The organism is Psychrobacter piscatorii (genome assembly GCF_904846415.1).
Taxonomy (GTDB): Bacteria; Pseudomonadota; Gammaproteobacteria; order Pseudomonadales; family Moraxellaceae; genus Psychrobacter; species Psychrobacter piscatorii.
The window spans coordinates 46,087-66,453 of the sequence record NZ_CAJHAR010000013.1; the positions used below are offsets into that span (position 1 = coordinate 46,087).

A 20,367-nucleotide genomic window follows, 5' to 3' on the forward strand; every position below is an offset into this window, starting at 1 on the left:
ATCTTTATTATAAAATTCTGATCCGAGATATTTATGAAAATTAGCGAACAGTGGCTACGTCAATGGGTAAATCCCCAAAATACCAGCGAACAGTTGGCTGAACAGCTGACCATGGCAGGGCTTGAAATTGATGATCGTTACGCAGTTGCCCGCGAATTTAGCGGTGTGGTCATCGGTGAAGTCATCAGCGTTGAGCAGCATCCAGATGCAGACAAACTGCGTGTCACGCAGGTAAATATTGGCGATGCTGAGCCGCTACAAATTGTTTGCGGCGCGCCTAATGTGACCGTTGGTATGAAAGCGCCGGTTGCTACCGTTGGTGCGGTATTGCCAAGCGACGATGGCAAAGGCTTTAAGATCAAAAAAAGCAAGCTACGCGGTGTTGCCTCAAACGGCATGCTATGCGGCGCCTCTGAAATTGACTTGGTCGATGATATCGATGGACTGCTTGAACTGCCTGAAGACGCACCAGTTGGTACCGATATCCGTGAGTATTTAGGTCTAGATAATCAGATACTGGATATCTCTATCACTCCAAACCGTGGTGATTGCTTTAGCGTTCGCGGTATCGCTCGCGAGATTTCAGTCATCAATGACTTGCCTGTACAGTTGCCAGAGATTCCTGACAATATAGTCGCTTCTGATAATGGTGCAACGCCCGCTGTAACTGTTGATGCGGTAGAAGCGTGCCCTCGCTATCTGTTGCAATCAATTAGCAATATTGATCGTAGCATCGATACTCCGAAATGGATGCAAGATGCTTTAGTTCAATCAGGACTGCGTTCACATAACTTCTTGGTCGATGTGACCAACTATGTGTTGATGGAGTTGGGGCAACCGCTACACGCTTTTGATGCTGATACCATCGAAGGTGATATCGTTGTGCGTTTGGCACAGCCTGATGAAACCATTACTTTGCTCAACGAGCAAACGGTTACGCTAACCGGTGATGAGCTTGTGATTGCTGACGACAAAGGTGCTTTGGCACTAGCTGGTATTATGGGTGGTCAGCGTAGCAGTGTCACCGATAGTACGACCAATATCGTGGTAGAAAGCGCTTTCTTTAATCAACTGGCTATCGCTGCACGCGCACGCCGTTTTGGATTGCACACCGATGCCTCGCAGCGTTTTGAGCGTGGGGTCGATTTTGAATTGCCAAAACTTGCCTTGGCACGAGCTTGTGACTTGATCACAAGTATCACGGGCGGCGAAGCAGGACAAATAGTCACGGCCGAAAACCTTGAGCATTTGCCAGCACGCGCACCAATTACATTGCCAATCGCGAAAGTTCGTGATGTCATTGGGATTGATATCGATCCATCAGAGATGGTGCGTATCTTAACTCAATTAGGTTTTGAGGTAGAGCAGCAAAACGACGCACTAATTTGCAAGCCGCCGTCTTATCGTTTTGATATGAGTATCCGCGAAGATCTCATCGAAGAAATTGCTCGTATCTATGGCTATGATAATATTCCAAGCGTTTTGCCACATTTGCAAGTCAGCATGGATTATGACGATACTGCAGATTTGACTCATGGGATGAAGCTAGCACTGGTCGATAACGGTTATATGGAAGCGATCAGCTTTAGCTTTAGTGATGCAAAATTAGAAGCATTGCTTGATGATGAAGCACTAGGGGAGGTGTTGGCACTGGCAAACCCTATCTCTAGTGATTTGGCGGTCATGCGTCGTACCTTGCTATCGAGCCTACTGCCTTGCGTGCAATATAACTTGAATCGTCAGCAGCCACGCGTACGTTTCTTTGAGACGGGTCTTAGCTTTGTGGGACAAAGTATCAGTGATTTGGTGCAAACCCCAAGCATTGCCTTGGTCGCAGTGGGTGATGTATGGAGCGAGCAAGCATATCAAAACCGTGCGCTAGACTTTTATGATCTAAAACATGATATTGAACAGTTATTACCAGCGCAGATCGATAGTGCACGCATCCGCTACGAGCGTAGTACGCTGAGCTTCCTCCATCCAGGACAAAGCGCTGAGTTATATATCGATGATATATATGTTGGTTGGTTGGGTCAGCTACATCCAAATACTGCTAAGCAGTTGGATCTACCAACGACATGGGTTGCCCAATTGTCACTGGCACCGCTATTGACGCTTGCTCGGGAGCAGCATGCGATTACGACACCAAGCAAGTTCCCACAAGTACGCCGTGATATCGCTATCTTAGTAGACAGTGATATCAGTTTGCAGACTTTAGAATCAACGGTAAGAGCTGCGGCAGGTGATCTGTTGACTGATCTGTGGCTATTTGATGTGTATCAAGGCGATAAAGTACCAGCAGGTCAGCGCTCATTGGCGTTTGCACTCGTATGGCAAGATGCTACACAAACCCTATCGGATGAAGCTGTAAAGGCTGCCACCGATAAGGTTGTACAGGCATTAACGGATCAACACGCAGTCCAGTTACGTGACAGCTAATATTTAGTCTTTAAAATACCCAATGCTCTATAGCCTTTTCAGTTATGAGGCTATGGAGCATTGCTATTCGTAAAAACTATTATTTATAACCCTTTTACTTGTAGAATAAGTTAAGTCATTATTAATAAAGGATTTTAATGCATAGTTTATTAAAAACTGCTCAAAAAACCTTTATAATAATTAGACTTAACCCTCATACCGCTAAACCATGATATTCGACATCACGACATAGCATAGGAGTCGTACTGTGAGCACCTTAACCAAATCTGACATGATTGAGCACTTAATGAGTCATCTAAATCTGACACGACAAGAAGGTCGCTGTCTGGTGGAGAACTTTTTTGATGAGCTGTCAGAGAGTTTGATTGATGGCAAAGAGGTCAAGCTTTCAGGCTTTGGCAACTTTGAGCTTAAAGATAAGAACAGCCGTCCAGGTCGTAACCCTAAAACAGGGGAGCCTGTCGCAGTATCCGCGCGCCGCGTGGTTACGTTCAAAACGGGACAAAAATTTCGTCAGAAAGTTGATGAGCGTTTATTCGATACTTAATGCGTTATTGAGTATGAAAGCCTGCTTGTTTTCGCTATAACCATGTAAAACTATTGATATATGTTTGCGCATGACTGCGATTATGATTCTTTAATCTTGCGCTGCATGTATCCTGTATAGCCAATAAGTACCAATTATGGTTATGGTTGACTAGCTGTCATAAATTGTAGGCATAAAAAAAGAGAGCATAGGCTCTCTTTTTTTATAACCGTTTATTTATTGTATGAACAATAAATTACTGAGCTGGCTCTTCAACAACAACTGTGTCAGCAGCTTCAACAGCAGCAGGATCAGCAGTAGCAGTATCAGTTTCGCTAGCTACGTCAACGCTAGTAGTAGTACCGTCTACAGGAACTTCAGCGTCCATTTCGTCAGTAGCAGTTGCAGCTTGTGCATCAGCGATGTTCGCTTCAGCGTCAGCAACAGCAGCGTCAGCATCAGCAGTCATTTCGCCTTCAGCAGCAGCATCATCTAGCTCTGCAGAAGCGTCTTGCACTTCTTCTTGCGCGTCAGATAAATCTTCAGCAGCGTTTTCTTTGTTGCTGTCACAGGCAGTTAGGCCCATAGTTGCAGTCATGATACCAGCTAGAGCAAGTAATTTAAGTTTCATAAGGTTTTCTCCGGAAAATGAAATGAGCAGTAGCAGCAACAAAGGTCGAATTCCGAGATTTCTCAGAATTCAACTAGTCTTAGTCACAGCTACTCAGCTTCCACGCATTCTATATGTTTTATATGAAAATGGAAATAGGGTTGTACAATTAAGTAACAATAATATTTAAAATAATATTTTACTTCAGCTGTTTGATAGTATTTTTAATACAACAAACCAAATTAATCGACGTATAATCAATGACATCAGCCTATTGCAGAGAACTCTTGGTGTCCATTTATTAGCATGGTTTTTTAGTATTTATCATGTTTTATCGAGCAAAATAGAAGTAAATACGCCGATTATTAAGATATTAGGAGTCAGTAATGATTGACCTTGTGAGAAAGTATTTTTAGATCGCTTGCTTTTACGATAATTGAGTGAAATGTAGCTGGCTAAAATACTGATTTGAAGGATCTGGTTAGCAGCGGTACAAAATAAATAATGACTGATACGAACAGCTATATATCGTATATTTGAGGAACAAACTATGAAATGGCAAGGCAGACGGGGCAGTTCTAACGTGCGCTCCAGTACGGGCGGCGGAAAAATGATAGGTGGTGGTATCGGCGGTATCATTATCGCAGGTATTTTATGGCTGGTATTTGGGGTAAATCCCATGACTGCGCTGCAAACAGGTCAGGTGATCGCTGGTGGTGGTAGTAATGGAACTTCCAGCGAACCTGCGACAAGCGATGATCGAGATACCCAGTTTGTCAAAGTCGTGCTGGCGGATACTGAAGAGGTCTGGCATCAGATATTTAACGAAGCGGGTAGTACTTATAAAGAGCCTTCATTGATTCTGTTCAATGGTCAAGTGAATTCAGCTTGTGGTGGTGCTAGCGCTGCAACAGGTCCGTTTTACTGCCCAGGGGATCAGACGGTTTATTTAGATACATCTTTCTTTGTGGAGATGCGTCAAAATCTTGGTATTTCAGGTGATCAGCAAGGATCAGGTAGTCAAGAAAACCAAGGCAAAGCGGGCGATTTCGCGCAGGCTTATGTTATCGCACATGAGGTTGGACACCACGTTCAAACGCTACTAGGTATTAGTCAGCAGGTCAACGAAGCCCGTCAGCAAGTGACCCAAGCACAATCCAATAAGTTATCAGTGTTACAAGAGTTGCAGGCAGATTGCTTTGCAGGCGTTTGGGCGCAGCGTAATCAAGAGCGTGTACAGTTTTTAGAAGCGGGCGATATTGATGAGGCTATCAATGCTGCCGGTCAGATCGGCGATGATCGGTTGGCACAGGCGAGTGGGAGAGCGGTCGCGCCTGATAACTTCACTCATGGTACCAGCCAGCAGCGTGTTGAATGGTTCACTCGTGGCCTAGAGAGCGGTAACGTACAATCTTGTGATACGTTTAGCGGTGCGCTTTAAAAGTAGTGGCGCGCTTTAAAAGTGATTTACTTTTTACAACTCCGCCTATGGGTTATCAGTACAATAATAACCATGCAAAAAATTGACATAAAAAAGCCTGCAATTAATTGCAGGCTTTTTTTATCCTCTGGTTGATATCACTCAATTTAATAATGAAGAGATATCAGGTAGAAGGATCTTAGTTATTATCAAGAATGTAACCACCAGCGCCGCCAATAGCTGCACCAGCTAATGCGCCACGAGCGATGTCTTTGCTATCGCCTTTACTTCTGATAAGAGCACCAGCAGCAGCACCAGCAGTAGCACCTTTAGCAGTATTGCTCATACCGCCACCATATGAATTACAACCAGTCATGATTAGTGCTGAGCTCGTAATTGCTGTCATTGCGATCGTTTTAGCAAATTTCATATTATCACCTATTTATCCATCAAATTTAAAATGTAAGACCTTTAAAAAACAATGTCCATGGTAGTTTCAAATGTATTCCTACTATCTGCCATGATAGTTGGTTGCTGACTATATAGTCGTAGTAAAAGCGCTAAACTTTGCAAACAACATGTAATTGATGTTTCCAGACTGTATCATCAAACAGATACTTGCTTATGTGAGGTGCTTAGCTCAAAAATAAGTAGGCGAGTATTTTGGCAATCGGAAACAAAAAAGACCACCTATTGGCAGTCTTAATATAAATAATTTTAGAATAAAGCTCGCAAATTAATTCTGTGATTTGCGCTTCATCTGCTCAAAGAACTCATCATTGGTTTTCGCTTCTTTTAGACGATCCAACAAGAACTCAGTGGCTTGAACACCATCCATCGGTTGCAGCAACTTACGCAAGATCCAGACTTTACGCAGCTTGTCTTCATCAAGCAAACGCTCTTCGCGGCGTGTACCAGATTTTTTGATATTAATCGCAGGGAAGACACGTTTTTCGGCCAAGTCACGCTCAAGCGTAATCTCTTGGTTACCCGTTCCTTTGAATTCTTCAAAAATAACGCTATCCATCTTACTACCAGTATCGATCAATGCGCTGGCAATAATGGTCAAACTACCGCCTTCCTCGACATTACGCGCAGCACCAAAGAAACGCTTTGGACGCTCTAGGGCATTGGCATCCAAACCACCAGTCAGTACTTTGCCTGATGATGGGATAACCGTGTTATAAGCACGGGCGAGGCGAGTGATTGAATCAAGCAAAATAACCACGTCTTGCTTATGTTCAACCAAACGCTTGGCCTTTTCGATGACCATTTCAGCCACTTGTACGTGACGCTGTGGCGGTTCATCAAAGGTAGAGGCAACCACTTCGCCGCGTACCGTACGTACCATCTCGGTGACTTCTTCTGGACGCTCGTCAATCAATAGTACGATTAGATAGCATTCAGGGTTATTGCGTGTGATTGACTGAGCGATGGTCTGTAGCAGCATCGTTTTACCCGCTTTTGGCGGTGCGACGATGATAGAGCGCTGACCTTTACCAATCGGAGCGATTAGATCGATGATACGACCAGTCAAATCTTCAGTGGTTCCGTTACCAAGCTCAAGTTTTAAGTGCTCAGTTGGGAACAGCGGCGTTAGGTTCTCGAAGATAAGCTTATGACGTGAGCGATCTGGCGTATCAAAGTTAATCTCGCCGACTTTCAATAACGCAAAATAACGCTCAGAATCTTTTGGTGGACGAATCGTACCAGCGATACTGTCACCAGTTTTTAGGCTAAAGCGACGAATTTGGCTTGGGCTGACATAGATATCGTCAGGACCAGCTAGATATGAGCCTTCTGATGAGCGCAAAAATCCAAAACCATCAGGAAGAACCTCAAGCACACCATCACCATAGATAGCTTCACCGTTCCGCGCATGGGTTTTTAGGATAGCAAAAATAATGTCTTGTTTACGGCTACGCGCCATATTATCAAGACCCATTTCCTTGGCGATAGCCAATAGCTCAGCGATTGATTTTTTCTTTAATTCAGTAAGATTCATAGATAGGTCATTAGCAATTGATCAGATGAGAGATGCCATTAGCAGCACAAGTCACGACAGTGATTAAAATAACGGTAATATGATGATATAGGTGTGTGCACAGCGCTGTAGTTTATGTAGTTTTGGTTTTGCATGTCTGCTTATGTACGCACTGCAATCATGGGATGCAAGGTCATAAGAAATAAGGATAAAAAAGGCTACATAAGAGTCTGCGTCAAAAACCCAATATCAGTAATTGCGTTTAGTCATTTTGTTCAGCAATGGTGTTTATAATGACGATTGTGTTTTTGTTGATAAACACGAGGAGAATAGCGACAAGATACTAGGAAAACAGTTGGTTTTCTCTTGTCAGCAGACTATACGGTCTTCACAATAGCGTTGTCAATAAATTTTGCCAAAAAAGTCATATAATCAAGTTTTTTGCACAAAAAACAAGCAAAAAAGCCACTATCATAGTCAGATAATGGCTTTTTTGGTGAGTCTATCTCGTCCGTTTAAAGTCATCTGAAACGAGTAGATTCAGCTTATAAATGCTTGTCTAATACTTTAGCTAGTTCAGCTTTTGGCTGTAGGCCCATGACTGAGTCAACTTTTTCGCCATCTTTGAAGACAAATAGCGTTGGGATGTTACGGATACCAAAACGGCTCGCTGCTTGTGGGTTGCTATCCACGTCAACTTTAACGATCTTAACTTTACCTTGGTACTCAGTCGCTAAATCTTCTAAAATAGGCGCAATCGCTTTACAAGGACCACACCAAGTTGCCCAAAAATCTACCAATACAGGCACATCTGATTCTAGAACGTCTTGGTCAAAGTTTGTGTCGGTAGTATTAACAATAAGGTCTGACATAATTTTATCTCTCTTGTTTTATTTATTCTGTCACCACGAGTAAGCAGTCATATTGATCTAATAATAAGCTGGTCAGTGGTCAAAGAATCGTTTAGAAATGGTGAAAATGTGCCATTATATTAACATGTTTGCTCAGTCTTGACAGATTCAGGCTGGTTAAATTGTTTAACAATTACGATTAGCACAATAAATCGAAACAGAATGACACAGGTTCGGTTTTCTCTGTTACTTACCGCCAGCGCTTTGCTAAAAAATGCTCTAAAGCGTTATTTTAATAGCCTTCCAATGGTCGTTTGCGGTGTTGAGCTTTCCTGTTTTGAGTTTCATAAGAAATCCGCCATTGTACCAAATACACCAGCAGTTAAAAATCCACGTATTTCATTCAATTTATATAAGTAGTTATTGTTATGCCTTTTACTGATGAAGAAGTCGACGCCCTTAACGCGCAAGAAAATGCCTATCCGCTTGAGTTTTTCAAGGATTTTGCGCAAGAGATTACGGTCTACGAAGACGATGATATTTGGGTGGTTGATAAACCGGCAGGCCTATTAAGTGTCGATGGCAAGACTCTCAAAGTGAGTCTGCTTGCTCGGCTTGAGCGTGCCAATCCAGCGGTAAAACTGATTCATCGATTGGATATGGATACCTCAGGGCTGATTATTTTTGCAAAAAATGCCGCTGCCCAAACCAATATCAGTAAGCAATTTATTGAACGTCTACCGCAAAAAAAGTACCAAGCACGAGTTTTTGGCGCGTGGGAGCAAGTCGGTGCAACGGGTGAGATATCGGTGCCAGTACGCTATGAGCCGACTACCAAGCCGCGTCATATCGTCGATCACGACTGGTCAAAGCATGCGCTAACACTGTATGAAGTTATAGCCCATGAACAATGCAATGGTCAGACCGTCACTCGAGTGATGCTAAAACCAGTGACAGGTCGCAGCCATCAGCTACGCGTACATATGGTACATGCAGGTCACGTGATGATTGGCGACCCGATTTATGCTGAGGGCACGGCATTAGAGATTGCGCCAAGGCTGAACCTACATGCGCAGCAATTGCGCTTAAAACATCCAGTATTGGGTGCTTGGATGGACTGGGAAAGTCCATGCCCATTTTGATGCATTAGCTGCCTGAATGTGAAGTCTAAGCGCGCGATTAATAGAAACGCTATCGCCAATCATGCAAATACAAGGATGATAATATGCTTGATATTACCACTACAAAACAGGCGATCAAAAGTCGCCTGACACGTAAAAAGCCGCAAATGGACAAGCTGGCCGATTATGAAGTACTGATTATTGGTGCTGGTATTGCTGGTATCGGTATGGCCTGCCGCTTACAGCAACTACAGCATAAAAATCTATTTGGTCATAAAGGTGCAAAAAAACAAAAACAGGCAAAAACGCAGCGCTTTGCCATATTAGAAAAACGTGCTGATCTGGGCGGGACTTGGGATTTATTTACCTATCCTGGTATTCGTTCTGACTCTGATGCCTTAACCTTTGGCTATAACTTTAGGCCGTGGCTAGATTATAGAATGCTGGCAGCAGGTGGCGATATCAAGCGTTATATCGCTGATACGGCGCGCGAGTTTGGTATTACTGAGCATATTCGCTATGAGCATGAAGTCCAGAAAATATCATGGTCTAGCACTGATCAATTATGGACAGCAACCATAAAAAATCATGCGAGTGGTGAAGTGCTCGTCAAGACGGCAAAGTTCGTTGTGGGTGCTACGGGTTACTACGACTATGAGCAAGGCTATCGTCCTCATTTTGATGGAGAAGATGACTTCCGTGGTCGTATCGTCCATCCGCAGCATTGGGATAATTTAGATTATAACGACAAAAAAGTAGTCATCATTGGGAGCGGTGCTACCGCAATGACGCTATTACCGGCGTTAGTGGATGAAGACAGTGAGCAATGTGCACGCCATGTCACGATGCTACAGCGGACGCCCACTTATGTGGCAAGCGTGCCGGGTGATGATCATGCTATCGACTGGCTATCGGGCAAGTTTTCTCCTTTATCAAAAGAGCAGGTCTATACGGCACTACGCGCTCGCAATGTATTACGGCAGCAAGGGCTGTATAAATTAGCTACTCACGCGCCGAAGTTGATGAAAGCCGTCCTAAAAGGCAGCGTGACTAAAGAGTTAAAAGGTAGCGGCGTTGATCCCAAGGATTGTAGTCGAGCACTTTATGCCCGACTACAATCCTTGGGATCAACGCGTTTGCGCTATACCAGACAGTGATTTATTTAAATCTTTGCACGGTAAACGTGCAGCAGTGGTCACCGATCAGATCGACCGCTTTACCGAAACAGGTATTATGCTGCAATCTGGCGAGCATCTTGATGCTGATATCATCGTCACAGCAACGGGGCTAAAGCTACAAATGCTAGGCGGGGCAGCAGTATATATCGACGGGCAGCCTATTGATATCGGCACGCGCATGACTTATAAAGCAGTCATGATCGAAGGCGTGCCCAATCTGGCGGCCTTATTTGGCTATACCAATGCCTCATGGACGCTAAAGATTGATCTGGCTTGTCAATATGTGGTGCGGCTACTGAGTTATATGCACAAAAACCGCTACCAAGTCGCGCTGCCACAGGCACAGACGGCGAATGCTACCGCCCATGCCCAAGCAGATACGGTGATGGGCTCGCTATCGTCTGGATATGTCAAGCGTGCCCAAGACAGACTGCCGAAGCAAGGCGATCGCTACCCATGGTACGTGACCAACAACTATCTTAGCGACCGTGTGATGCTCAAGTACCGCAAAATAAAAGACGACTGGTTGCGGTTTAGTCGTTAGTAGCTTGCTCATCATTGACAGTCGCTATTGATGCTGATTATCGATAAAGTCAGCCACTTGTTTGCTTAATATCTGCCACAAGGTTTCTTGGGCGCTTTTGCTGCCCCAAGCATTGTGCGGACTGAATATGACGCGCGGATGGTCGCTGAGACTGAGTAATGGATCATTGTCAGCGATGGGTTCTTGTTCGAACACGTCACTGGCATAGCCGATGATTTGCTCGTTGTTAATCGCATCGGTCAATGCTTGGCTATCAACGACGCCGCCACGAGCAACGTTGACGATGAGTGGTTGTTTGCTCATTTTTGTCAACGTGTCTTTATTAATAAGATGCTCTGTGGTTTCATTCAGCGGACAGTGCAGGCTTATCACATCTGCACGAGCTAATACCTCATCAAACGCCGTGTACTCATCGCTGCGAGGCGTGCGCCCTTGATGCTCCGCCCATAGAACTGTCATACCAAATGCGCGGGCGATTTCGGTTACACGCTTGCCAATGGTGCCAATACCAATGATACCTAGCGTCTTATCTTCCAAATCTATCAGCGGAATATCCAGCAGACAAAAATTCCCGTTTGCTAGCCATGTGCCATCAGCGACTTTTTGGTGATAATGAATACCAGCACGCATCGCGGTCAGCATTAACATAAAGGTATGCTCAGGCACACTTTTTACCGCATAACCTGCAACATTATAAAGTGCTACGCCATGTTTATCGCAAGCGGCTTGATCGACGTTATTCATACCAGTGGCGGTCAGTTGAATCAATTTTAGCTTAGGTAGGCCAGCGATCACCTCCGCGCCAATTTGCACTTTATTGGTGATGATGATATCGGCATCTTTACAGCGCTCAATGATGAGGTCTGTGTCTTTTGGTGTGTCGTTATAAGTGATGTAATCGCTCACGCCTGCCGGTGCAGGTAAGTCAATACCATCAGAAAAAGTGCCTTTATCCAAAAAAACGGCTTGCATCATGATTCCTTATTTATAGTTGCCTTATAGATAGTAATAGTTGCCAAATAAATCGTTATCGGCTTAATGTAGCACGTTGGTGTTTTTAGTCAAAAACGAATCCATTAAATATTGGCTAAGTTGGTATAAGCGCCTCTTGGTTAAGTCGGCATAAGCGTCTAAAAAACAAAGTAATTTATATCATGAGCGGATTTACTGAGCATGATTGGGCCCAAAGACCTTATAAAGTCATGGGTATCATAAGCCACCTCTTGAAAATTGAACTTAACGCACTCATCTAGCCGCTAACGTTATATAATGGTACGGCTTGGCTGCTGGTTTCAGTTTTACTAAGATTATGACACTGCATTTGCATCTATTGACGATTTGCCTCATTTTTAACCTGACTGTTATCACAAGCCACCATTGCTATCTAATTTTTAATTATCTGAGTACAAAAGACTTCGCCTTATGACTATCTCTATTGCTTCATTGCACAGTACTGAATTCGCCGTTGGCCAACGTTATTTATCTGATACGGAGTCTGAGCTTGGCTTAGGTGTGGTTATCGATGTCGATGATCGATGTGTGCATATTTTATTTCCACAAAGTGAAGAGACGCGCGTCTACGCAAAAAACTCTGCGCCATTATCGCGCGTGGTGTTTAAGGTTGGCGATACTATCTATGATCAAGATGGCAAAAGCTATACGGTCAATGCTGTCGATGAAGTCATGGGCGTACTCAAATATGGCGTCGATGAGCACGAGGGCAGCGCTGCTTCTAAAGGAATAATGGAGACGCGCCTTGCTGCCAATATTACGTTGGCAAAGCCGCTTGAGCGTTTGCTTGCTGGTCGTATCGAGCGCGGCGATTGGTATGAGCTGCGCCAAGATATCTTACGTATGCAATCAGCGTTGGCAGGCCATCCACTCAAAGGGTTGATGGGTGCACGTGTCGATATCATCGAGCATCAGCTGTATATCGCACACGAAGTCGGTAAGCGTATCGCGCCGCGTGTACTATTGGCTGATGAAGTGGGCCTTGGTAAAACCATCGAAGCGGGCATGATTATCCATCAGCAGCTGCTAACGGGTAAAGCTGAGCGCGTTTTGATTTTGGTGCCAGATAGCTTGCAGTATCAATGGATGATTGAGCTGCGTCGTCGCTTTAATCTGAATTTTGCATTATTTGATTTGGTACGTACGGCTGCGATTAAAGAACATGATCCTGAGCAAAACGTCTTTGCCACTGAGCAATGTATCATCGCCGGTATGGACTTGTTGATTGACCATCCTGATTTGTATGATCAAGCGATGGAGGCAGGATTTGATCTATTAGTTGTGGACGAAGCGCATCATCTGCATTGGGATGAGGCACAAGGCGGCAATGATAAATATGACCTAGTGGCAGACTTTGCAGAAGAGACGCCAGGCGTGATGCTACTGACAGCAACGCCAGAGCAGCTTGGCGCGCAAAGTCACTTTGCCCGTTTGCGTCTGCTTGATCCAGATCGCTTCGATGATCTAGATGAGTTTATCGATGGTCAAGAAGCGTTTGCGGAAACGGCAGCAGTCGCTGGTGTATTAATAGAAGACAAGCCGCTCAATGACGGTCAAATCGCTGCTCTGAGTAGCTTATTAGACATCAGTATGGATGAGCTGTCCACGATCAATGAAGACGACAAACTGCGCACCTATGCGCTCAACGAGCTATTAGATCGTCACGGTACCGGTCGTATTTTGTTCCGCAATACGCGTGAGAGCGTAAAAGGGTTCTATGGTCGTAGCAGCCAGCCGCACCCACTGCCACTCCCTGACGCATGGAAAGACAGCTATCAAACCAATGGCAAATTGCGTGAGCAGCTATGGGGTGAAGAAAACCAACCAGATGGTGGCTGGCTAGAAGATGATCCACGCGTCTCTTGGTTGGTGGATATCTTGCGCGGTGAGCTTAAGCAGCAAAAAGTGCTATTAATCGCTCGTAGTGGCGCGACGGTAGAGAGTTTAGAGGCCGTATTGCGTCTGCATGCAGGCATCAAAACCGCTATCTTCACTGAGCAAATGACTCTGCTTGAGCGTGACCAAGCAGCAGCATTTTTCGCAGATAGCGAAGGCGCACAGATACTATTGTGTTCAGAGATTGGCTCAGAAGGTCGTAACTTCCAGTTTGCAAGCCAGCTGATCTTATGGGATTTACCTGCCAACCCAGATACCTTGGAGCAGCGTATCGGTCGCCTAGACCGTATCGGTCAGACGCAACAAATCATGCTGCATGTACCTTACGTACAGGGCACGGCGCAAGAGCGTCTGTATCATTGGTATAACGATGCACTAAATATGTTTAATCAGATATCGCCAACGGCACAAAGCGTGCAAGAGCAGTATATTCAAGAGCTCAAGCCAATGCTAGAAGGCGCGGACACTGCTGAAAACAATGTCATTTTACAAGACGTCATTGATGAGGCGTTACAGACACGATTGGGGCTAGAGGCGCAGCTACAAGCTGGCCGTGATCGTCTGCTAGAGTACAACTCATGCCGTCCGCGTGTCGCTGGACGTATTGCGGATGCCATGCGTGACTTTGATGGCAATAATTTGCTGCCGCATTTCATCGAGCGTTTCTTTGCGTCTGCCAATATCGATCATAATATCCAGCGTGATGGTTCGTGGGTCATCGCACCGATCGATAGCACCGAGATCAGTGACTATATCGATGGCTTGCCGCTTGGTGATGAAGACGGTATGACGTTGACCTTTGAGCGTGAGCAAGCGCTTCAACGTGAAGACATCGAATTTATCACGCACGAGCATCCATTGATGCGTGCAATTTATGAGCTTGCTAGTACCAGCACCTTTGGTAATACGACCGTTGCTATGCTAAAAAGTGCCGCTGTACCGCAAGGTATGGTACTGCTAGAAGTGAACTTCCGTGTTGAAGCCATCGCACCAAAAGTGCTTAATCTGCCAGCGACATTGACCACGCAAAATATTCGTGTCTTTATCAGTGAGCAGGGCAGTGATTTATCCGCCCGTATCAGTGCTGATATGATCATGCCGCATGTGGAACGCTTGGATAAAAACCGTGCCCGCCAAGTAATCAAAGTGCGCGGTGATGTGATAGAGCAGCGTTATTATGAAGCCGAAGATATCGCACGCGAGCAAATCGCTGAGATTGGTGAACAAGCAAGCGCGCGCTTTAGCCAGCAGTGGTCACGTGAGATCAAACGTCTCAAGCACTTGCAAACCATCAATCCAAACGTACGTCCCGAAGAGATTGAACGCTTAGAGCAGCTCAAGGCTCAAGGAGAGCAAGCGCTTGGTAATTTATCGCTAGTGCCGGACTCTATTCGCGTACTGGTGGCAGTGAAGCCATAAATATTGAGAAGATAGTCAAAAACGAGATGTTGTTAGACATCTCGTTTTTTTATGAATTAGTTTGCTTGAATCAATGAATTAAGTGCGATTTGTCTCGTACAAATAGTTAAGCAATACTTATGAGTAAGCTGACAGTAACTAGTCAAAGCCAACAATATTGGGTAATATGTTTACCTTTTCTATCGAAAATGAAAATACAGCCATGGCCTGATGAGCTATGGCTGTATGTTTGTTCTAAAGTCTCCCTTGTGTATTTCCGCAAGCGATCTCATATTATTTTAAATTCAAGCGCAGCATCTATATGGCATCGAGATTGTTAGATGCGTATGTTTGGATGCTGAGCGTGTTTGATAAAAATAAGGAAACATATTGTCATGTCCGATAATTCACAACTGATTGATGAGCTGCTGGCTACGATCGCGCTTATTGAGGTTACCCCCGATGTCTTTGAGGGTAAGAGCCATGACTATGTGGGCAGTCGTATATTTGGCGGGCAAGTATTGGCCCAAGCGATCATGTCAGCAGCGCATACATTAGATCAAGACAAGCCTTGTCACTCTCTGCATGGGTATTTTTTGCGTGGCGGTGATATCAATCAACCAGTAATCTATCAAGTGCGCCGTCTGCGTGATGGCCGCAGTTTATCTGCGCGTGAAGTGACGGCTATTCAGTACAAAGAAGTGCGCGGGAAACCACCGATTGAGCAAGTGATATTTTCAATGATTGCCTCGTTTTCACCGATGGAGGAGGGCTTAGCCTATCAAGAAGACATGCCTGTTTATCCACCGCCAGAAGATCTATTGACAGAGCAAGATTTAAAAGAAGAGTACGTGGGCAAAGTACCAGATGCGCTCAAAGCACGGTTTATGCGCCGCCGTCATGTTGAGATAAAACCTGTCAAGCCGCGCAATCCGATCAATCCAGAACCAATGAAACCTAAACAAGCCAACTGGTTACGCATCCATAAGCTCGGCAATCAGCCCGTTGCTATTCAGCAAGCGCTTTTGGCGTTTTCGTCTGATTTTTACTTGGTTGGTACTGGGCTGATGTCACATGGCGTAAGCTTTATGACCAGTGGATTACAAGCTGCTAGTATTGACCACTCTATGCATTTTCACCGTGAGTTTGATTTGAATGACTGGCTGCTCTATGACATGTGGAGTGATACTACGTCCAATGCTAAAGGGCTGAATCATGGTCAGTTTTGGCAAGACGGCAAACTGGTCGCTACTGTGCAGCAAGAAGGCTTAATGCGCTTGCGCGTACCAAAGTCTTAGAGCAGTTATTAGCTCCCGTTATACTGTCATCATAAAAAAGCGACTCATTATCCATCATGAGTCGCTTTTTTTTATGCCAGTCTTTTACACTAATTTTTATTCCAAAATCTTAATCATCGCACGAGGTAGTCCCAAACTGTCTTGTGCTGCTTGTTCGGTCAGCCATTTAAAATCAATCTCGGCTGCTGCTAGTTTCTCGTTGAGTTTTATCATTTGCACAGCATCGACAGTTAGTTTGCGCGGAGTTAAATACCAATGGAAATGCGTCAATGAATGCTTGATAGGGGCGTCATCTAATAATGTATTGCTAACTGAATCGGTCACCAATTCATTTGTTATCAGCCATTCGTTGATAATTTGCTCAGCCGTGGTGAACTCTGTCTCGTATATTTTTTCATTACTGCGTACATCGCTTGTCGTATTTGACGATTTATCATCGCTCGTGGCTGATTTTTTATCAGCAGTTTTGCCAGTTGCCTTGCTATTCGCTTTACCGTCGACTTTTTCCACGAACTGTAATGGCAAACTCCATAATCCACCCCAAATGCCATTGTCAGGGCGCTGTAGCCACAATATCTCACCATCTACGCTTTGTATCAGTAACGCATCACTGAACTTGCTCGGTTTGGGCTGCTTTTTTGCTTTGACAGGGTAGTCAGTCTCGCGCCCTTGCGCATGTGCCAAGCAGTCATCTTTTAATGGACATAATAGACAAGCAGGTTTGCTACGGGTACATAATGTCGCGCCCATATCCATCATGGCTTGCGCAAATAATCCTGAGTTCTCTGTCGGTGTTAGGCGTTCTGCCAATGCCCATAAGTCTTTGGTCGTGGCAGATTTGGTAATGTCACCATCGATGGCGGCCCAGCGCGTCAATACCCGTTTGACATTGCCATCACAGATGACACCATAATGATGCAATCCCATCGCCATAATCGCCCCAGCGGTCGATGGGCCAACACCGGAAATCGCTTCCCATCCTGCTAGCGTCTGCGGAAACTCGCCCATTTCCTCGATTACCTCAACCAACTGCTTAGCACCTTTATGCAAATTACGTGCGCGTGCATAATAGCCAAGTCCTGCCCAGTGCTCGGCAACCAAATCCCAGTCGGCAGCGGCTAAATCTTGCACAGTTGGAAAGGTGCCCATAAACCGTGCAAAGTAGGGCAGTACTGTGGTCACTTGTGTTTGCTGAAGCATGACTTCGGATAGCCAAACAATATAAGGGTTGGGCGTGTCAGTTTGGTGCTGTTGCCACGGCAAATCATGGCGACCGTTATCACTAAACCAATCGAGTAGGCGTGGGGCGAAGGAGCTAAGGGAAGAGGTGGTGTGGTTAAAAGTTGTGTCAGAAGATTCAGAATTAGCAGTTGGCTGGGTCATAAGCTCTATTATTTAGTTTTTTGAAGGTAAACAATTATACCTGATATACGTATTTGCTACGACCCAACTTTAACGTGATGCTATTGAATAACATAATAAAAATAACTACTTAACGATGTCGAAAAGCAGGAGGTTGTTGATCGTTTGTTTAATATAACTGTCACAATGCACATCGTCGATATAATCATACTTGGATAAACTAACCCCAATACGAGCCATCACTGATTTTCGATCAATAGTACTAATTGGTAGATCTAAAAAAGAGCTCGTAAAAATTTTTTCAAATATAATTAAAAAAAGATGTTTAACGGACAAATCTGCAAGAGTTTCAGATCTAACATATGAGGAAGTCATATTTAATCTAGAATTATTAGTGAAGCCCAAAAATTTATCTGAGTTTATACTCCTTTTTATGATTTGTTTTAGCAAGTCTTTATCCATCATATAAACAAACGATAGGAAGACCATTAAAATTTGCTCAACAATCCGTGACTTACTTTGTTCTTTGTCTTCAAAAATTATTAGCGTTTCGATACAACGAACAATCTGCTCAATATTGCGAAGTGACAATTTCCCCACATCAAGGAAAGTTGGAATCTCATACATAAATTGGTTGTCTTTAAAGTCTTGTGGAATTACTTTGCTAGCTTGTACTGTGGCTTTAAAGTAAGTGACATTATTTTCGACTGATCTACCCTCAATATCTTTTGTAGAAGTGGGCAAGTTGATCTGATATTTAAAAAACTTATATAAATAATCATGAGAATTGGTTTCGCTACCATAGCTGTGCTTGATGGTGGCTTTTAATTGCTCAGCATTAGTAATCAAGATAATCTGCACGTTTTCAACGTCAAAAACGTGTTTGATGGTCTCTAACATCATCACTGCGAAATCTGGACGACAGCGATCAAGCTCATCAATCAAGAGTATAACGGGATTGATAGATGCGATATCTTTTAAGGCCTCTTTCAGTGTTGATAGATTCTTTTCAGCCTCTACTTGGTCTTTAATCATCGACTCAAGAGATTGATCGATAAATGAGTCTGAACCTTCTTCTATAGCTTCCATACCCTCCTTAAAGTCGTCCGACATATCTGCTGCATATTTTCCAAATGCCAAGCTCGCTATTGCCTTAATACCGATACCTGAGACCAAGCGCAAATAGGGAATAGCGTTCTTGATAAAACTTTTTCGCTTATCATCGTCTTCGCCATAAAATCCAGCGACTTCTGCAATTAGTGTCAATAATGGCTCGTTAGCATGGTCAGCTTGAAAAGCATTTACATAGCCAACTTTATAATCATTCGTATTGTGCGCCTCAATCAGATTTTTTAGCTTAAAGCAAAACTCCGTTTTACCTGTACCCCATTTACCATCAATTATTAAAGGTGACACATCAATAGCTGAATCTAATAACTTAATGATTTTTTCAGCAATGGGCTCACGTATGAACTCATCTCTGCTGGTAAAAGTTAACTCTCTCATTACGCTGTGATCTGTCATTAAGCACTCTCTATATTTATAATTTCGATATACGATACTTATGTTATACAGAGAATAAAGGCATAAAAAAAGCCCATAAGGGCTTTTATATAGACAATAGCTTTTTGAGTAATGAGCCTTGAGCTAAACTTACTTCCGATTCTTCCGCGTTTTTAGACGACGTAAGCGCTTTTCTTCCTCGCGTGCTTTCTTCTTCTCTTCAGCAGCGATGCGTTGTTCTGCGACCACGATTTCTTCAGCTTCAGTCATAGCTGGGGTCTCAAGCGTGATACGCCCAATCTTTGCGCTACGTAGCTCGTTAATCAGAATCTCAGACATGCGGTAGGTATCGACTTGATTGCCCGAACGTACACAGCCGCGATTACGTCCAGCCACTTCAAAAAACTCCCAATCAGTCTTTGGCAGCTCTTCAATTTTATAGCGAGTTTTTAGCAGCTCAGGATAGGCTTGCATTAGATACTCAGCGGTGTAGCTGGCCACATCAGCGAAATCAAAAGCCGTATCACGGATGCCGCCCGTCGCTGCCAGACGATAGCCAGAGTTTTCGTTTTCCACCTTTGGCCATAGCATACCGGGCGTGTCATAGAGCATGATGTCATCGTCGAGCTTAATCAGCTGCTGCGACTTGGTCACAGCTGGCTCGTCACCTGTCTTTGCCACAGCGCGTCCTGCTAGCGTATTGATCAGCGTTGATTTGCCAACGTTTGGAATACCCATAATCATCGCTTTGATTTGACGACCAGTCCCGACTTTGTTAGGTACGAGATGCTTACAGATGGCGATGATGCGTTTTACATCATTGGCTTTTTCAGTATCGCAAGCAATGGCTTTGACCCCGTCTTGCTGCTCGAGATAATCCATCCATGCTTGCGTCAATTCAGGATCGGCAAGATCGGCTTTGTTCAGGATTTTGATAACAGGTTTTTCGCCGCGCAGTGCAGCAACCATTGGGTTTTCACTACTATAAGGAATACGCGCATCGATGACCTCGATGACCACATCCATCTGCGGCATGATTTCTTTGATTTCGTTACGGGCTTTGTTCATATGCCCAGGGAACCACTGAATACTTGCTCTCTTATCCATCTGCTTTCATAACCTTTTATAAAAAATGCTAAAAGTAAAACAATCAACGTTTACTTTCTAATGGTGTCCAGTTTACTACAGAATCACCTTGCTCACGGCACAATTTCACCCAACCAGCT

At 44.3% G+C, this 20,367-nt stretch carries 14 protein-coding genes and 1 pseudogene; 7 read left to right on the forward strand and 8 right to left on the reverse strand.

Annotated features, from left to right (window positions below; genetic code table 11):
- The first annotated feature begins 33 nt into the window (after positions 1-33).
- The gene (gene pheT, locus JMX83_RS07720) at positions 34-2,439 is read left to right on the forward strand and encodes a phenylalanine--tRNA ligase subunit beta (protein WP_201600253.1); all 2,406 of its coding nucleotides are present in this window, start codon (positions 34-36) and stop codon (positions 2,437-2,439) included.
- 247 nt (positions 2,440-2,686) lie between these two features.
- Complete coding sequence (locus JMX83_RS07725; RefSeq protein ID WP_201600256.1) at positions 2,687-2,986, forward strand: integration host factor subunit alpha; 300 nt, start codon at positions 2,687-2,689, stop codon at positions 2,984-2,986.
- A 235-nt stretch (positions 2,987-3,221) separates the two neighbouring features.
- Here JMX83_RS07725 and JMX83_RS07730 read toward each other — a convergent pair whose 3' ends face one another.
- Complete coding sequence (locus JMX83_RS07730) at positions 3,222-3,596, reverse strand: hypothetical protein (protein ID WP_201600258.1); 375 nt, start codon at positions 3,594-3,596, stop codon at positions 3,222-3,224.
- Positions 3,597-4,125: 529 nt separating this feature from the next.
- Here JMX83_RS07730 and ypfJ point away from each other — a divergent pair.
- Positions 4,126-5,016: a KPN_02809 family neutral zinc metallopeptidase gene (ypfJ, locus tag JMX83_RS07735; protein WP_201600260.1), complete on the forward strand. Its 891-nt coding sequence runs from the start codon at positions 4,126-4,128 to the stop codon at positions 5,014-5,016.
- Positions 5,017-5,194: 178 nt separating this feature from the next.
- On the opposite strand, the gene JMX83_RS07740 is transcribed toward ypfJ, so the two are convergent.
- The 3 genes from JMX83_RS07740 to trxA form a co-directional block, all read right to left on the reverse strand.
- Positions 5,195-5,425: a glycine zipper 2TM domain-containing protein gene (locus JMX83_RS07740; protein ID WP_201600262.1), complete on the reverse strand. Its 231-nt coding sequence runs from the start codon at positions 5,423-5,425 to the stop codon at positions 5,195-5,197.
- A 306-nt stretch (positions 5,426-5,731) separates the two neighbouring features.
- Entirely contained in the window at positions 5,732-7,000 is a 1,269-nt protein-coding gene (gene rho / locus JMX83_RS07745) for a transcription termination factor Rho (RefSeq protein WP_055125334.1), read from the reverse strand.
- 524 nt (positions 7,001-7,524) lie between these two features.
- Positions 7,525-7,851 (reverse strand): thioredoxin, encoded by a 327-nt coding sequence (gene trxA / locus JMX83_RS07750; RefSeq protein ID WP_201600264.1) that lies wholly within the window; start codon positions 7,849-7,851, stop codon positions 7,525-7,527.
- A 407-nt stretch (positions 7,852-8,258) separates the two neighbouring features.
- Here trxA and JMX83_RS07755 point away from each other — a divergent pair, with 407 nt between their 5' ends.
- Positions 8,259-8,972 (forward strand): RluA family pseudouridine synthase, encoded by a 714-nt coding sequence (locus JMX83_RS07755; RefSeq protein ID WP_201600266.1) that lies wholly within the window; start codon positions 8,259-8,261, stop codon positions 8,970-8,972.
- A 146-nt stretch (positions 8,973-9,118) separates the two neighbouring features.
- Positions 9,119-10,673, forward strand: a pseudogene (locus JMX83_RS15440) (flavin-containing monooxygenase).
- A gap of 24 nt (positions 10,674-10,697) precedes the next feature.
- Here JMX83_RS15440 and JMX83_RS07765 read toward each other — a convergent pair.
- Positions 10,698-11,645, reverse strand: coding sequence for an NAD(P)-dependent oxidoreductase (locus JMX83_RS07765; RefSeq protein ID WP_201600333.1), 948 nt, complete (start codon positions 11,643-11,645; stop codon positions 10,698-10,700).
- Between the two features lie 450 nt (positions 11,646-12,095).
- On the opposite strand from JMX83_RS07765, the gene rapA reads away from it, so the two are divergent.
- Both rapA and JMX83_RS07775 read left to right on the forward strand, forming a co-directional pair.
- Positions 12,096-14,999, forward strand: coding sequence for an RNA polymerase-associated protein RapA (gene rapA, locus JMX83_RS07770; protein WP_201600268.1), 2,904 nt, complete (start codon positions 12,096-12,098; stop codon positions 14,997-14,999).
- 374 nt (positions 15,000-15,373) lie between these two features.
- Positions 15,374-16,276, forward strand: coding sequence for an acyl-CoA thioesterase (locus JMX83_RS07775; RefSeq protein WP_201600271.1), 903 nt, complete (start codon positions 15,374-15,376; stop codon positions 16,274-16,276).
- 96 nt (positions 16,277-16,372) lie between these two features.
- Here the strand turns inward: JMX83_RS07775 and mutY are convergent, their stop codons facing one another.
- From mutY to ylqF, 3 genes are all read right to left on the reverse strand, one after another.
- Positions 16,373-17,659, reverse strand: a complete 1,287-nt coding sequence (gene mutY, locus JMX83_RS07780; RefSeq protein WP_201600274.1) for an A/G-specific adenine glycosylase — start codon at positions 17,657-17,659, stop codon at positions 16,373-16,375.
- A gap of 105 nt (positions 17,660-17,764) precedes the next feature.
- Complete coding sequence (locus JMX83_RS07785) at positions 17,765-19,162, reverse strand: KAP family P-loop NTPase fold protein (protein WP_201600277.1); 1,398 nt, start codon at positions 19,160-19,162, stop codon at positions 17,765-17,767.
- Positions 19,163-19,291: 129 nt separating this feature from the next.
- Positions 19,292-20,248 carry a ribosome biogenesis GTPase YlqF gene (gene ylqF, locus JMX83_RS07790; protein WP_201600280.1) on the reverse strand — a complete coding sequence of 319 codons (957 nt, stop codon included), beginning with the start codon at positions 20,246-20,248 and terminating at the stop codon, positions 19,292-19,294.
- Positions 20,249-20,367 lie beyond the last annotated feature (119 nt).

Coding starts and splice junctions, on each gene's coding strand:
- ypfJ (WP_201600260.1), top strand. CDS start 4,126: ATGAAATGGCAAGGCAGACGGGGCAGTTCTAACGTGCGCTCCAGTACG.
- rapA (WP_201600268.1), top strand. CDS start 12,096: ATGACTATCTCTATTGCTTCATTGCACAGTACTGAATTCGCCGTTGGC.
- JMX83_RS07755 (WP_201600266.1), top strand. CDS start 8,259: ATGCCTTTTACTGATGAAGAAGTCGACGCCCTTAACGCGCAAGAAAAT.
- ylqF (WP_201600280.1), bottom strand. CDS start 20,248: ATGGATAAGAGAGCAAGTATTCAGTGGTTCCCTGGGCATATGAACAAA.
- JMX83_RS07785 (WP_201600277.1), bottom strand. CDS start 19,162: ATGACAGATCACAGCGTAATGAGAGAGTTAACTTTTACCAGCAGAGAT.
- mutY (WP_201600274.1), bottom strand. CDS start 17,659: ATGACCCAGCCAACTGCTAATTCTGAATCTTCTGACACAACTTTTAAC.
- rho (WP_055125334.1), bottom strand. CDS start 7,000: ATGAATCTTACTGAATTAAAGAAAAAATCAATCGCTGAGCTATTGGCT.
- pheT (WP_201600253.1), top strand. CDS start 34: ATGAAAATTAGCGAACAGTGGCTACGTCAATGGGTAAATCCCCAAAAT.
- JMX83_RS07765 (WP_201600333.1), bottom strand. CDS start 11,645: ATGCAAGCCGTTTTTTTGGATAAAGGCACTTTTTCTGATGGTATTGAC.
- JMX83_RS07775 (WP_201600271.1), top strand. CDS start 15,374: ATGTCCGATAATTCACAACTGATTGATGAGCTGCTGGCTACGATCGCG.
- JMX83_RS07740 (WP_201600262.1), bottom strand. CDS start 5,425: ATGAAATTTGCTAAAACGATCGCAATGACAGCAATTACGAGCTCAGCA.
- trxA (WP_201600264.1), bottom strand. CDS start 7,851: ATGTCAGACCTTATTGTTAATACTACCGACACAAACTTTGACCAAGAC.
- JMX83_RS07730 (WP_201600258.1), bottom strand. CDS start 3,596: ATGAAACTTAAATTACTTGCTCTAGCTGGTATCATGACTGCAACTATG.